At 64.6% G+C, this 13,467-nt stretch carries 14 protein-coding genes; 4 read left to right on the top strand and 10 right to left on the bottom strand.

The annotated features are described in order from the left end of the window. Positions 1-9: 9 nt before the first annotated feature. The 3 genes from EN808_RS22480 to EN808_RS37105 all read right to left on the bottom strand — a co-directional run bounded on the left by EN808_RS22480 (position 10) and on the right by EN808_RS37105 (position 3,063). A complete protein-coding gene (locus tag EN808_RS22480; RefSeq protein WP_127279168.1) occupies positions 10-1,302 on the bottom strand; it encodes a hypothetical protein in 1,293 nt (430 codons plus the stop codon). 33 nt (positions 1,303-1,335) lie between these two features. Continuing rightward, positions 1,336-2,397 (bottom strand): hypothetical protein, encoded by a 1,062-nt coding sequence (locus EN808_RS22475; protein WP_127279167.1) that lies wholly within the window; start codon positions 2,395-2,397, stop codon positions 1,336-1,338. 189 nt (positions 2,398-2,586) lie between these two features. After that, positions 2,587-3,063 (bottom strand): hypothetical protein, encoded by a 477-nt coding sequence (locus EN808_RS37105; protein ID WP_245464415.1) that lies wholly within the window; start codon positions 3,061-3,063, stop codon positions 2,587-2,589. Between EN808_RS37105 and EN808_RS22465 the strand changes: the two genes are divergently transcribed. After that, the gene (locus EN808_RS22465) at positions 2,956-3,957 is read left to right on the top strand and encodes an isopenicillin N synthase family oxygenase (RefSeq protein WP_245464414.1); all 1,002 of its coding nucleotides are present in this window, start codon (positions 2,956-2,958) and stop codon (positions 3,955-3,957) included. The genes EN808_RS37105 and EN808_RS22465 overlap by 108 nt on opposite strands. 84 nt (positions 3,958-4,041) lie before the next feature. Here the strand turns inward: EN808_RS22465 and EN808_RS36395 are convergent, their stop codons facing one another. Next, positions 4,042-4,209 (bottom strand): hypothetical protein, encoded by a 168-nt coding sequence (locus tag EN808_RS36395; RefSeq protein ID WP_167531258.1) that lies wholly within the window; start codon positions 4,207-4,209, stop codon positions 4,042-4,044. A gap of 32 nt (positions 4,210-4,241) precedes the next feature. Between EN808_RS36395 and EN808_RS22460 the strand changes: the two genes are divergently transcribed. Both EN808_RS22460 and EN808_RS22455 read left to right on the top strand, forming a co-directional pair. After that, positions 4,242-4,931, top strand: coding sequence for an SDR family NAD(P)-dependent oxidoreductase (locus tag EN808_RS22460; RefSeq protein ID WP_135916914.1), 690 nt, complete (start codon positions 4,242-4,244; stop codon positions 4,929-4,931). Positions 4,932-5,331: 400 nt separating this feature from the next. Beyond that, positions 5,332-5,583, top strand: a complete 252-nt coding sequence (locus tag EN808_RS22455; protein ID WP_015316487.1) for a DUF768 domain-containing protein — start codon at positions 5,332-5,334, stop codon at positions 5,581-5,583. A gap of 55 nt (positions 5,584-5,638) precedes the next feature. Here EN808_RS22455 and EN808_RS22450 read toward each other — a convergent pair whose 3' ends face one another. From EN808_RS22450 to EN808_RS22440, 3 genes are all read right to left on the bottom strand, one after another. Next, positions 5,639-6,757 carry a P1 family peptidase gene (locus EN808_RS22450; protein ID WP_127870919.1) on the bottom strand — a complete coding sequence of 373 codons (1,119 nt, stop codon included), beginning with the start codon at positions 6,755-6,757 and terminating at the stop codon, positions 5,639-5,641. Positions 6,758-6,761: 4 nt separating this feature from the next. Beyond that, positions 6,762-8,408 carry an exodeoxyribonuclease VII large subunit gene (gene xseA, locus EN808_RS22445; protein WP_127870920.1) on the bottom strand — a complete coding sequence of 549 codons (1,647 nt, stop codon included), beginning with the start codon at positions 8,406-8,408 and terminating at the stop codon, positions 6,762-6,764. Positions 8,409-8,479: 71 nt separating this feature from the next. Then, on the bottom strand, positions 8,480-9,436 hold the full coding sequence (locus EN808_RS22440; protein ID WP_127280522.1) for a LysR substrate-binding domain-containing protein: 957 nt from the start codon (positions 9,434-9,436) through the stop codon (positions 8,480-8,482). A gap of 177 nt (positions 9,437-9,613) precedes the next feature. Here EN808_RS22440 and EN808_RS22435 point away from each other — a divergent pair, with 177 nt between their 5' ends. Next, the gene (locus EN808_RS22435) at positions 9,614-9,904 is read left to right on the top strand and encodes a DUF1127 domain-containing protein (RefSeq protein WP_127280520.1); all 291 of its coding nucleotides are present in this window, start codon (positions 9,614-9,616) and stop codon (positions 9,902-9,904) included. A gap of 171 nt (positions 9,905-10,075) precedes the next feature. Here the strand turns inward: EN808_RS22435 and EN808_RS22430 are convergent, their stop codons facing one another. From EN808_RS22430 to EN808_RS22420, 3 genes are all read right to left on the bottom strand, one after another. Next, positions 10,076-11,107, bottom strand: a complete 1,032-nt coding sequence (locus tag EN808_RS22430) for a DUF937 domain-containing protein (protein WP_127280519.1) — start codon at positions 11,105-11,107, stop codon at positions 10,076-10,078. A gap of 89 nt (positions 11,108-11,196) precedes the next feature. After that, positions 11,197-12,570 (bottom strand): glutamate--cysteine ligase, encoded by a 1,374-nt coding sequence (locus EN808_RS22425; RefSeq protein ID WP_135861816.1) that lies wholly within the window; start codon positions 12,568-12,570, stop codon positions 11,197-11,199. Positions 12,571-12,715: 145 nt separating this feature from the next. After that, positions 12,716-13,450: a 16S rRNA (uracil(1498)-N(3))-methyltransferase gene (locus EN808_RS22420; protein ID WP_135861814.1), complete on the bottom strand. Its 735-nt coding sequence runs from the start codon at positions 13,448-13,450 to the stop codon at positions 12,716-12,718. Positions 13,451-13,467: the final 17 nt, after the last annotated feature.

The following is a 13,467-nucleotide window of genomic DNA, read 5'->3' as shown; positions in this document are numbered from 1 at the left end:
CATCTCACCTCATGCAACGAGTGCGGCTGGGGACGGTTGCGCGGCGGGTCGTCGGTTTGCCTGGCGCTGGGCCAGGTTCCTGATGACGAGCTTGGCAATGGCGTCCGGTTCGGCGCCGGCCTCCAGCGCGAAACGGCTGGCCGACACAAGAAAGCGTGGCGGCAGGTCGGGTACTCGCCCCGCCGCGATCTGGATTCCGCCGCGCCGGATGCGGGCTTCGTCGGCGCGCGTGAATGGAATGGCATCGGCCAGCGCGTGCTGGCCCAGCCCCCGCCGAGGCTGGTAGGCGATCTCGTCGACCACCGCCGGGATGAGGCGCGGCACCGACGCAAGCAGCACCGGAGGCAGCCTGTGGCCGCGCGACGGATTGTAGAGCGCGTGCCAGACGCGTTCCGCGCGCGCCGCCTCGGCCGCGAAGCCCATGCGGCGCAGCATTTCGGTCAGGATCAGGACCCGGATCCAGCCGGTCGGATGGGCGCCGCCGGGGCGATAGGTCAAGGCGCGCGCGCCGGGATGGGCGAGGAACTCCATCATGCCCCAGACCGACGCCGTGCCGCCGAGCAGCAGCGCCGCCAGATCGGCGAAAATCTCCTTGTGCCAGCGGCGCAGGATGGTCACCACGAGCGGATCGAAGCGCATCGAGGCTAGCCGGTTGCCGACCGCCTGCGCGTTCTCCTGCCACAAGCCCATATCGGCCTGCAGATTATGCGCGACCTCATGCAGGAACACCGATTGCCAGGGATTGTCGCGGTCCCAAGGGACGCGGATCACAGGGAACGGATTGCTGTCGCCGAGGAGCCGTGCCAGCGCCACGCCACGACGCTGCGTTGCCGGCGAATAGCCGTGTTCCATGTAGGTCAGCGGCTTCAGCAGCGGGCCGGCGAAGACGCCGGGCAAGGCCGCGCGGACGACGGTATAACAGTCCATCGCGATCGCGTCATGGGCGGCGAGCGCCGGCGCGAAACCCGAACCGCGCTGCGACATCACCTCGAAGAACATGCCGAAGCTGCGGCGCAGCCGGTCGATGCTGCGGTCGAGCAACGCCATCTGGGTGAGTGCCGCCTGCGCCGTTGCCGGCGGCCAGCCGCGTTCGATCACGGCGATCTGCCGATTGATGGCGTTGCCGATGGCGGCCAGCCGCCGGTTGGCGGCGTGGAAATGGGCTCGCGACGGCGCATAGGGCAGGTCTTCGGGACGCAGCCCGATGCGCCGCGGCGTCAGCCGGTTCAGGCGCTGCGCGCGCGCCTTCAGCGCCCGCAACTTGGTGTCCAGGAACCGCCTGGTCGAAGAACCCGTGCGCATCGCCACGATCCTTCTGGTTGCACCGAGAGGGTTTCAGTTGGGCCGGATGGTGATGCTGACCGGACCGCGGATGACGATGCGCCGCCGGCGCCCGGAGCCCTGGCCCTGGCCATAGCCCGGAGCATACCCACCGGTCCAACCGCCAATGCCGCCCATTCCCCCGAGCGCCCGCCCGGCGGCGCGCGCCAGGATGCGTGCCGGAGCCATGCCGGAGCGGACCGCCGCGGCCGTGCGGCGCACGATCCGCCGCCCTCTCTGCAAGGGCTGCGTCAGCTGCCGGCGCAAGCCATGCCCGCGTGCCGCGACACGGCGCGCGGTGCGCGCCAGCACCATTGGCCGCACAGAAGCCGGGGTGCGCCGGGTGACCGCCGTGCGGCGCACGCTGTTGGCGATGCGCGGCAAGGCGCGGATCGCGGTCGGCCCGCCACGGTTGACGAGCTGGGTGGCGGCGCGGCGCACGGTGCGCACCGCCTGGATGCGGGCGGCCGCCGGCATGCGGGCGGCGGCGGGGCCGAGCACGCGTCTGGCGGCGAGCCCCGCGACCAGCGGGATGGCGGCGCGATTGCGCACCGCGAGCTCGGCGAAGGCATCGAGCGCTTCGTCCTCCGAGGCTTCGTCCGCCATCAGCTGGCCGATGACATTGGCGACGCCGCCAATTGCCGTGCCGTAGCCTGGGATGAGGCTGGCAACCGGCGCCACGGCGCGGGCGATGCGGCCGATGGTGGGAGCGGCACGCCGCACGGTGCGCACGGCGCCGCGTATGCCGCGGGCGATGCGCCGGAAGAACTCGTCGCTGTCTTCAGCCGCGAGCGCGAAGCCCAGCGCTTGGTCCCAGCCGTCATCGTCGCCCTCGTCGAAATCGTCGCTCTCGTCGAAGTCGTCGCCTTCATCGAATTCGTCGCCGGCGTCCATCTCGTCGAAGCTCGAAGCCTCGTACTCGTCGCCCGCGTCATACTCGTCGCCCTCGTCGCCTTCATCGGCACCTTCGAAGCCGTCGCCTTCGTCCATTTCGTCGAATTCGTCATAGCTGTCGGCGGGGCCTTCCGCTTCATCAAAGGCTAGGTCGTCGAACATCGATTCGTCATACCCGTCCATCTCGAGATCTCCTCTTGAGCGATCGGCCCCTCAGGAGAGCGGGACCAAAGCGATTAACGCCGGTCGGGATAGTCCCCCCTGAAGTGATCGCCCTCAAGTCGGCAGGACTGGGTAGCTCGAAGATGGTCGTCAGTATCGGCGACTATTCAGGTGCGGAATTTTGTGCTTAAAACAAATATATTGCGAGTATTATTTTACTATAATTTTATTATAAACGGATTTACGGCTGATATCTGACGTGAAGCGCCAAAAATTGGAGAAAGGCCCATAAATACTTCGCGGCATGCTGAAAGCCGCCGTCGCCGGCCAGGCTCGCCATAAGGTTGGGAAGTCTTCCTCGTCTTTACCGCAACGCAACACCCTTCTCAGTTCGGCCATATCTCCTGCCGTGATCACGATCATCATCATATCGCCTGCGCGGCGTGGAAAATTATTCGTCGCGATGGCTTTTGAAGGGCCAATCGTTTCTTTCCGGGCAAGGGGGAGTCGATGAGACTTGTAGGCATTGGCGGCGGAAGGAAACCGGTAAAGGAGCCTGATATGCCCAGAATAGTACCCGTGCTCGATTTGAGCCGCTTTGAGCAAGGCGCATCGGAACGTCGGACATTTCTGGCGGATCTCCGCTCCGCCTCGCGTGACATCGGCTTTTTCTACCTGGCCGGACACGGGATCTCCTGGGCCGAGATCAGCGAGGTGCTCACCGCGTCCCGCCGCTTCTTTGCCTTGGCCGAGGCCGACAAGCTCGCGATCGAGATGGTCAAGTCCTCGCAGTTCCGCGGCTATACGCGCGCCGGCGGCGAGCTGACCAAGGGCAAGGCCGACTGGCGCGAACAGCTCGATATCGGCGTCGAGCGCCAGCCCATAGCGCAAGGCCCCGGAATTCCCGCCTGGACGCGGCTGCAGGGGCCGAACCAGTGGCCGGCTGCGTTGCCAGAACTCAAACCCGCCCTGCTGGCATGGCAGGCCAAGGCGACAGGGGTGGCCATCAGGCTCTTGAAAGCCTTCGCGCTGTCGCTCGACCAGCCAGAGGATGCCTTCGACCCGATCTACCGTGAGCAGCCAAACCACCGCATGAAGATCGTGCGCTATCCGGGCCGTGAGGCGACCGGCGGTGATCAAGGTGTCGGCGCGCACAAGGATGGCGGTTTCCTGACGCTGTTGCTTCAGGATGACAATAAGGGGCTGCAGGTCGACTATGATGGCAGCTGGGTGGATGTGGATCCCATTCCCGGCACGCTCGTCGTCAACATCGGTGAATTGCTCGAGCTGGCCTCGAACGGCTATTTGCGTGCGACCGTGCATCGCGTCGTGACGCCGCCCGCCGGCATTGAACGCATTTCGGTGCCGTTCTTCTTCAGCGCCAAACTCGATGCGACGATACCGCTGCTCGAACTCCCCGAGGAATTGGCGACGCAGGCGCGCGGGCCGGCCAGCGATCCGGACAATCCGCTGTTTCGCGATGTCGGAACCAATGTGCTGAAAAGCCGGCTGCGCTCGCATCCCGACGTCGCGCGCCGCCATTACGCCGACCTGCTTGAGCCGGAAACCGGAGCGGGTTGAGCCTGTTGCCACAAGAACGAATGGATTTTTTGCAGTCCCGGCTGATTTTGGAAAATCGTTCGTCGCATCTGCGTGAAGATCGGTTCAAAAGAGAAAAATCCGTTCGGTGTTCTCCTCCCATTTCGCTGAACGGTGTTCCCCTCTGAAGGTTGTGACCTTCTTTTGGCCGGGCGTTTCGCGCCCGGCCATTTTTCTTTCCGCCTTGCGCGTTGCCGGTGCGGCGTTGATCCGGCAGACTTCGGCATGCGCCAACCGTTGCAATCAGTGGAAGAAGGAGAGGTCACATGACATCCAATGTCGCCGTCATTGCCGGAGCGGGTTCTGGATTGAGCGCATCGCTGGCGCGTCTTCTCGCCAGGGAAGGGTTCCAAATCGTCCTGGCCGCTCGAAATATCGAGAAGCTCGGTGCATTGCAGGCGCAAGCCGGCGCGCAAGCCGTGGCGACGGATGTCTCGGATCCGGCCTCGGTGGAGCAGCTGTTTGATGTCGCCGACAAGGCTGGCCCGCTTTCCCTCGTGGTTTTCAACGCCAGCGGCCGCGCTCGCGGCCCGATAGCAGAGCTCGATCCCGAGGCGGTCCGTCAGGCGCTATTGGTCGGGGCCTATGGTGGGTTCTTGGTGGCTCAGCAGGCGGCCCGCCGGATGCTGGCCTTGGGCTCGGGGTCGATCCTTTTCACCGGCGCGACGGCAAGCGTGAAGGGGTTCGCCGGGTCTGCCGGCTTTGCCATGCCCAAATTCGGATTGCGCGGGCTGGCGCAATCCATGGCCCGTGAACTGGCGCCCAAGAACATTCACGTCGCGCATTTCATCATCGACGGGGCCATCGCCTCGGCCGCGTCTGGACAGGAGTCCGAGCTGCAGGACCGCCGGCTGTCGCCGGATGCGATCGCCGCGGCCTATCTCTCCATCCACCGCCAGCACCGCAGCGCCTGGACCTGGGAAATGGAGCTCAGGCCATGGGTCGAAAACTTCTGACCGCATCAGCGATCCATGCGACCTTTGCATGGCTCGTGTGCACAGGCCTTGAGGAGAGTCGACATCGCATGAGGATGTCACTATATAGCGGCGGCTTCGATGGCTCGCGCCTTGAAGCGTAACGTCATAAGGCGGCTGCAGCGACAGCCATTGAGATACGAAACGGACTGGAAGCCGTAAAAGGTAGAAGCAATTGCTCGGAGCGGGCAGATCCCGCCAACGGTACAGTCCTTCAGAATCAGAAAATGTTCTTCACCCCTCGATTTCCTTCGGCTCTGTGGACCCTGGACGGCATTGGCTTGCCGGCTGGCCGCGACTCGGCTGGAATGGGAGCATGCATCCTTTGCGGGATGCCGACGTTTATGATTACCAACCGGCTTTGCCGCCAGGGAAAAGCAGTATGAGTGAACATGCGATCGAGTTCTTGCGGGGATGGATCGGTGAAAAGGTCCATTGCCAGTCCCACGCCAGGATCGAGAAACAGGCCGAGACATTGGCCCGCGAATGCGCCGCCAAGGCAGCCGAGGTCGGCATACCGCTGGAGGACATCCAGGAGGAAGTCGGCGACATCCAGGAATTGATCGCTTCCCGGCTCGAGGAAGCTGCCGAGGCGGACGAAAACCAGCAGGCTTCCAGCAAGGCCGCGGAATAGATTTTCAGGGACAATCCTGTCTGAAAGCGCGGGCCGTTCGGCCCGCGTTTTCGTCTCAGCCGAACTTTTCTTTCAACCACGTCTTTGGCAGCGCCGGCACGAAATTGCCGTCGCGGCCGGTCATGTCGTCATTGGCGACCAGGGCGTTGAGGATCGATTCCTCCACCGCCTGGATCACCGCGTCGAAGAACGGGTCGATGTCTGCGTCGGGAATGAAATCGGCGCTGGCGATGCGGCCAGACAGCCCCAGCGCCGCGGCGGGATTGGCCGTCGAGAAGGCGAGGAAGATGTCGCCCGAACTGTGATAGCCGAAGCCGCCGGTCATGGCGACGCCGAGCGGCACACGCCGTGCCAGCCGCTTCATCTGGTGCGGCAGGAACGGCGCGTCGGTGGCGATGACGGCGATGATCGAACCCTTTTCCGCGCGCGACGTGGCTTCGCGGATCGCTGGTTCGGTGAGTTCGGGATCGGCGCGCCGGCCACGCATCGTGAAATTGTGCCGCTTGCCGAAATTCGACTGCACGAAAGCGCCGGCCGTGTAGGTGCGCCCCTGCCATGCGACGATGCGCGATGCCGTGCCCGAGCCTGCCTTGAAGCCGAAGGTGATCATGCCGGTGCCGCCGCCGACGCTGCCTTCCTCGACCGGTCCGCCGGCCGCGCCGTCGAGCGCCTCGGTGACATGCTCCGATGTCAGATGGTGGCCGTTTATGTCGTTGAGAAACCCGTCATAGGTCTCCGCCGCCACCGGCAAACCCCAGGCGCTGTCGATCGCGGCCGGCAGCACCCGGTTCATCCAGCGCAGCGTGCCGTCACGCGAAACACCGCAGGAATGCGTGTTGGTGATGGTGATCGGGAAGTTGAAAGCACCGGTTTCCTCGATGATGTGCGAGCCGGTCAGCTCGCCATTGCCGTTTTGGCTGAAGATGCCGGCGAAGACCGGCGTCGCCAGCTCGGCGCGAGGCCTGGGCAGGATGGCGGTCACGCCGGTGCGCACCGGTCCCTTGCCGACGACAAGCGCACCATCGCCTGAAATCAGCGTCGTATAGCCGACCGCGACCCCTGGCACGTCGGTGATCGCATTGAACGGCCCAGGCGTGCCGTCGAAGTCGATATTGAAGCTTCGCGCGCGCGGCTTGCACGACGGTGTTGCCAGATGGTGCGGATTGTCGGTCATGCTCTTAGAACAAGGATCCCTGATTGCCGGGTTCTCTCGTCTTGGCAACTGGGGCCTTGGCCGCGGGCCTGGCGGCGGGCTTTGGCCGCGCCGCGCCGCTGGTTGCCACCGCATCGGCAGTGCCGTCGGCGAACTCCAGCGAAAGCGCCATACCCGACGCCACGTCCGCGGCCTGCTTGATGACGGCGCCGTCGGCATCCTTCACCAGCACGAAGCCGCGCGCCAGGACGGCCTTGTGCGACAACGTCGCCATCAGCCGGTCGGCCTGGATGATGCGGCCGCGCAACCGCTCCAGCCTAAGCAGCATCGCCTGGCCGCCGCGTCGCGTCAAAGCGGTCAGCAAATCTCTATGAACACGTTGCCGCCGTGCTGTCGGCTCGATCGTGATGCGGCCCTGCAGCAAAGCCAGTTGCTGCCTGTGCCGTTGCAGCGATGCCTTGGCGCATTTTGGCAACTGATCCGCTGCACGATTGAGTTCCGCCCGCCGGCTTCTCGCCAGAGTACGCAGCGCCCGTTGCGCACGCAAAAGATTACGGTCGTTGGTGCGCCGCGCCTCGGCAATCCGCTGCGACAGCATCGCCGGCGTCAATTTTACGGCGAAGAATCGTGCCCGCTTGCGCTCGGTGGAAACCATCAGGCCACGGCCGAGCCTCGACGTCGCTTCGTCGAGGCGCCGGCGCGGCAGCGCCAGCAATTGATCGGGCGAAGGCAGCGCACGCGCTGCTGCACGTGTTGCTTGCCGCTTGCGCTCGAAATTGCGCAGGACGGCTGCCTTGAGCCGTGCGCCGAGGCTGGCCAGCGTCGCTTCGAGGTCCGCCTTCACCGGTACGGCGATTTCGGCCGCGCCTGTCGGTGTTGGCGCCCGCACATCGGCGACGAGGTCGATCAGCGTCCAATCGGTCTCGTGGCCGACCGCCGAGATCACCGGAATGCCCGAGGCGGCGACGGCGCGGGCGAGTGCCTCGTCGTTGAAGCCCCACAGATCTTCCAGGCTGCCGCCACCGCGCGCGACGATCAAGAGATCGGGACGCTGGATAGGGCTGTCCCATGCCAGCGCGTTGAAACCGGTCACGGCATTGGTCACTTCCGCACTCGCCGTGTCGCCCTGCACGCGCACCGGCCAGACCAGCACATGCAGCGGAAAGCGGTCCTTGATGCGGTGGATGATGTCGCGGATGACCGAGCCGGTCGGCGAGGTGACGACGCCGATGACGCGGGGCATGAACGGCAGCCGGCGTTTGCGGCCCGCATCGAAAAGCCCTTCCGCCTGCAGTCGGCGCTTGCGCTCCTCGAGCAGCGCCATCAGCGCCCCGGCGCCGGCCGGCTCCAGATTGTCGATGACGATCTGGTAGTTGGACTTGCCGGGATAGGTGGTGAGTTTGCCGGTGGCGATCACCTCCATCCCTTCCTCGGGACGGAATTTCAGCCGGCTCATCGTGCCTTTCCACACCACGGCGTCGAGCCGGGCGCGGTCGTCCTTCAGCGCGAAATAGGCGTGACCCGAGGAATGCGGCCCGCGATAGCCCGAAATTTCGCCGCGCACCCGCACATTGCCGAAGACGTCCTCGACCGTGCGCTTCAGCGCGCCCGATATCTCGCTCACCGTGTATTCGGTGGCGTTGGTGCGTGATTCGGATGCTGCTTCGCTCATTGGCCGATTGGGGGCTGGTTGAGCGCCGACGTCAAGGCGGCCATGTCAGCCCCGATATTGATGATCCGCATCTACCAGCCCGGCAGGATCTGGTTCGGCTTGCTCCGCTTCATCTTGGCGAAGGCGAGGGCCGCGAAGTCGAACGTTCCCGTTTCCTCGCCAAGCGGGATCGAGATGTTGTCCAGGCTTTCCGAAATATGGCGGGCAAGCGCATCGACAATCTCCGGCCGCGAGGTCTGGCCGCGCATGATGCCGATGCGGCAGTCCGGCAGGGCGCCGAAGCCATCGGCTTCGCCCAGCACCCGCATGCCAGGCCTGAGCGCGCATTCCGGCAGCACCGAGACCGCCAGGCCGGACAGCACGGCCGCGGTGATCACGGTCGCCGAGAAGCTGGTGAACAGGATGCGGTAGTCGCGGTTCTGCTGGTCCAGCACGTCGACGGCGGCGCGCCGCCAGATGCAGTTCGGCCGGCCGAAGGCCATCGGCAGGATTTCCTGCTCGTGCGTCGCGTGGTTGGCCGAGGATACCCACAGCAGCGGCTCACGTCGCACGACTTCCGACTGGCCGCGCACATCATTGTGCGTCACCAGCGCCAGGTCGAGATTGCCGCGCTTGATGTGTTCAACCAGTCCCGGCGTCGGCTCGCAGATGACGGTCAGTTCGACGCGCGGATTGGAGCGGGTGAAACGTGCCATGATTTCCGGCAGGAAACGATCTGCATAGTCGTCCGGCGTGCCGATGCGGATCGTGCCTTCGAGCCGCTGGTCGTCGAAGGCGGCGAGCGTCTCGCGGTTGAGATAGAGCAGCCGCCTTGCATAGGAGAGCAGCTTGTCGCCTTCCTCCGTCAGCCGGTTGGTGCGCCCCTCCTTCTCGAACAGCGGCTTGCCGATCCGCTCCTCCAGCCGGCGCATCTGCATCGACACCGCCGACTGGGTTCGGTGCACTTCTTCCGCTGCGCGCGTGAAGCTGCCAGTGTCGGCGATCGAGATGAAGGTCTGCAATTGATCGAGATCGAGCGGCGCTTTCATCGACATGATCCATCACTAGTGTTGATGCCAAAGATTAAAAACATTCGTTGGATTAATCAATCGGTCGATGGCAAATTCGCATTGTCCACATGAAGGCATGTGAATCGAAGCCGGAACGGCCGCTGTCGCCAGCGCCGATCGTCGGGTTTCGTCTGTTCGAGTCTGAAGGAGACCGACATGACCACGATCGATTTCGCCACCGAGACCTCGCGCATCACTTCGCGTCCGTCCGTTGCGGCGCGCGTGGTCAACACGGCCTTCAATATCTACCGCGCCTGGAAAAACCGCCGTGCTTTCTACCGCCTGGGCGAGATGTCGGATGCCGAGCTTGCCGATATCGGCCTGACGCGCGCCGACCTGCATGTCGCGATCGACGTGCCGTTCGGCCGCGATCCGACGGCAATCCTGCGTGAGATCGCCAGCGACCGCGTGGAAACGATCGAGGATATCGCCCGCAAGGTAGCCTGATTGGTTCAGTTTCGGTCTTGTTGAACCTTTCTGCGGTTCAGCGCGACCAAGGTTCATGCAGGCTCCCCACTCCCTGCCGGTTCCCCGCCGGCCTGCCTGCACGCTGCCCGGTCCTCCCAAGGACCGGGCTTTTCTTTTCTAGCTTGCCGGGAAATGGCTTTGGCCTGACGCCTATCGCCGGTCCATGTCTCGCTTGAACTGGTCGAAGATCGTTTCCACGCCCTTCTGGTAGTCGTCACGCTGCTGGGCGCCGGTCTCGAACATCTTGCCGAAAATGTCGTCGAACGGGTTCCGAGGCCGGCCGCTTGGATTGACCTGCGGCTGTGGTGCCTGGCGCGGCTGCGGCTGCGGCGCTTCAGGCTGTGGCCCCGGCTGCCCGCCGGGCAGGCCGAAGCCTCCGCCTCCGCCTTGCCGCAGCATCTCCTCGAAGATTTTCCCAAGCGGGTTGTCGCCGTATGGGCTCTGCGTCTGCTGGGGCTGGGGTCGGCTTTGTGGTTGCTGTGGCGCGCCGCCGCCGAACATATCCTGCAGCACCTTGCCGAGCGGATTGTCGCCATAGGGATTTGGCGCCGGCTGCGGCTGGCTTTGTGGTTGCGGTGAGCCGCCGCCGAACATGTCCTGCAAGACCTTGCCGAGCGGGTTGTCCATGGGGTTCTGAGGCGACGGCGCCTGGCGCTGTTGTGGCGCCGGCGCCTGCATGCCGCCCTGCCGCATCATCTGCTCGATGATCTCGCCCAGTGGATTGTTGCCGCCGCCACCCAGACCAGCCGCTGCCTGCATCTGGCTTGTCGTCTGCTTGAACAGTCCGCCCATTACCATCGACGCGATCGCGGGCAGCATCTGTTGCAGCACTTGCTGGCTGACGCCGCTCGCCTGCGCCGCCTGGCTGGCCACGGCACGCGACAAATCCTTCGACCCGAACAGATGGCCCAGAATGCCGTTGCCCTCGTCGACGCCTTGCGGTGAGAAGGCGCGCGTCGCGTCCTCGAAATACTTGGCGTGCTGGCCGCTTGCCATCGCCGTCATGAAGGCGCCGAGCCCATAGGGATCGGCGGTGTTGCGCTGCAACCCTTGTGAAAAGGCCGGCAGCAGTGCGGCGACCGCCGCCTGTGTCTGCTGCAGCGAAAGCCCGTATTGTTGGGCAAGCGCCTGCATGCCGTTGCCGTTCTGGGCCTGCGTCAGCATGTCGAACAAGGTAGGCATCGGCTTCTCCTCCGGGAAATCCTCGAAGAGAGCCTAATTCGTTTCAACGCCCGATTGAAGCGGCTTTTGCCGCCCGTCAGCGCGCGGGGTTAATAGGCATATTCCATGAATACAGGCTCGATCGAGCCACCCCAGCGCGTGTGATAGGCCGACAGCATCTCCTCGGCGCTGGTGGTGCCGCGCGCCACGACCTCGTCGAGCGTGTTCAGGAACGAGGTTTCGTCGTAGCCGTCGCGGTTCTTCTTGCCGCGGTTCTTCAGCCCGGTGCGCGAAATGGTCATGACGTCGCGGGCGACCTCGCGCAGCGTGGTGTTGCGGAAGGGTGCGGAAATGCCGAGTTCAGGCACGGCATTGCGCATCGCCAGCACTTCCTTGTAGGTCCAGCTCGACGTCAACGCCTCGGCGGCATCGAGCGCCGCCTCGTCGTAAAGCAGGCCGACCCAGAAAGCCGGCAGCGCGCAGATGCGCCGCCAGGGGCCGCCATCGGCGCCGCGCATTTCCAGGAAACGCTTCAGCCGCACGTCGGGGAACAAGGTCGACAGGTGGTTCGCCCAGTCGCCCATCGTCGGCAGCCCGTCCGGCACTTCGTTGCGCGCGGCCCCGGCCATGAACTGGCGGAAGGTGATATGCGTCATGTCGTGATAGTGGCCGTCGCGGATGACGAAATACATCGGCACGTCGAGCGCCCATTCGACATAGTCGGCGAAGCCGAAATCGGGCGAGAAGCAGAATTCGAGCAGGCCGGAGCGTTGGTTGTCGGTGTCGCGCCAGATGTCGCCGCGCCAGCTCTGCAGCCCGTTCGGCCGGCTGTCGGTGAAGGGCGAGTTGGCGAACAGCGCCGTCGACAGCGGCTGCAGCTTCAGCGACACCTGCATCTTGCGGCGCATGTCGGCTTCGCTCTCGAAGTCGAGGTTAACCTGGATCGTACAGGTGCGATACATCATGTCGAGACCCTTGGTGCCGACCTTGGGCATGTAACGCGTCATGATTTCATAACGCGACTTCGGCATTTTCGGCGTTTCGGCCAGCGACCATTTCGGGCTGCCGCCGAGGCCGAGGAAGCGGATGCCCATCGGCTCGGCGATCTCGCGCACCTGCGCCAGGTGGGCATTGCCCTCGCGGCAGGTCTGGTGGATCGTTTCCAGCGGCGCGCCGGAGAGTTCGAACTGGCCGCCAGGCTCAAGCGAGATCGCGCCCTGGCCTGTCGGCTCGACCAGGCCGATGATGCGGCCGTCATCGATGATGGGATCCCAGCCCAGCTTGTTCTGCATGCCTTCGAGGATGGCGCGGATGCCGCGCTCGCCGCCGTAAGGCACCGGTGCGTTGCCATCGACATAGAACGGGAATTTCTCGTGCTCGGTGCCGATGCGCCATTTTTCGCGCGGCTTGTTGCCTTCGGCTAGATGCTCGACAAGCTCGTCTACGCCTTCGATTGGCCGGAAATCGGTTGTGTCGCGCGCCATTTTCAAGCCCTCAAAGGCGGTTGGACCCACCGCCGGCGCTAAATGGACGAAATGTCAGTAGCCGATCAAGCGAAAAATCCTGAGCCACAGGTCAAGAGGAATTGAAGACCTCGGCCCGCGAGCACCTCTTGCAACAGACAACGTCCTACCAGTCGCCAATTGTCGCCTGCATCGCCGCGAGCGCGGCCACGGCCGCGGTGTCGGCGCGCAGGATGCGCGGCCCGAGCGGAATGGCGGTCACGAAGGGGAGGGCGCGGAGCATCTTGCGCTCCTCGTCGGAAAAGCCGCCCTCGGGCCCGACCAGCAAAGCGAGCTTCTTCTCCCTTACTGCCTGCAAGGCAGGCAGTGGGTTGTTGGTCGAGGCGTCCTCGTCGCAGAAGATCAGCCGCCTTTCCTTGTCCCAGCCGGTCAGCAGGCGCTCGAATTTTTCCGCCTCGCGAACTTCCGGCACAGCCAGGATGCCGCATTGCTCGGCGGCCTCGACGACATTGGCGCGCAGGCGATCGATGGAAGGCTTTGCCACCTGCGTGTGCTGGGTGATGACCGGTTGCAGGATGCCGGCGCCCATCTCGACCGCCTTTTGCACCAGATAGTCGAGCCGGCCCTGCTTCAGCGGCGCGAAGCAATAGATGAGGTCGGGCAAGGGCGGTTGCGGCCTTTGCGGCGCCAGTACTTTCAGCCGCACAGACCGCTTGGATTTCGCTGATATCGCCGCCGACCACTCGCCGTCGCGGCCATTGAAGACAAGGATCTCGGCGCCCTCGGCGAGCCGCAGCACATGCAGGAGATAGTGGCTCTGCTGCTGGCCGGGTTCGAACTCGATGTCTGGCCCGAGGTCGTCGGGCACGAACAGACGTTGCATCTTGTAGTTGGCGCGCATGGCCGAGGAATGGGCGA

Origin of the sequence: Mesorhizobium sp. M8A.F.Ca.ET.165.01.1.1, assembly GCF_004792065.1 — a bacterium.
In the GTDB taxonomy this organism is placed as follows: domain Bacteria; phylum Pseudomonadota; class Alphaproteobacteria; order Rhizobiales; family Rhizobiaceae; genus Mesorhizobium.
The sequence above is the reverse complement of the archived record's forward strand: the minus strand, read 5'-3'. Positions and strand labels throughout refer to the sequence as shown.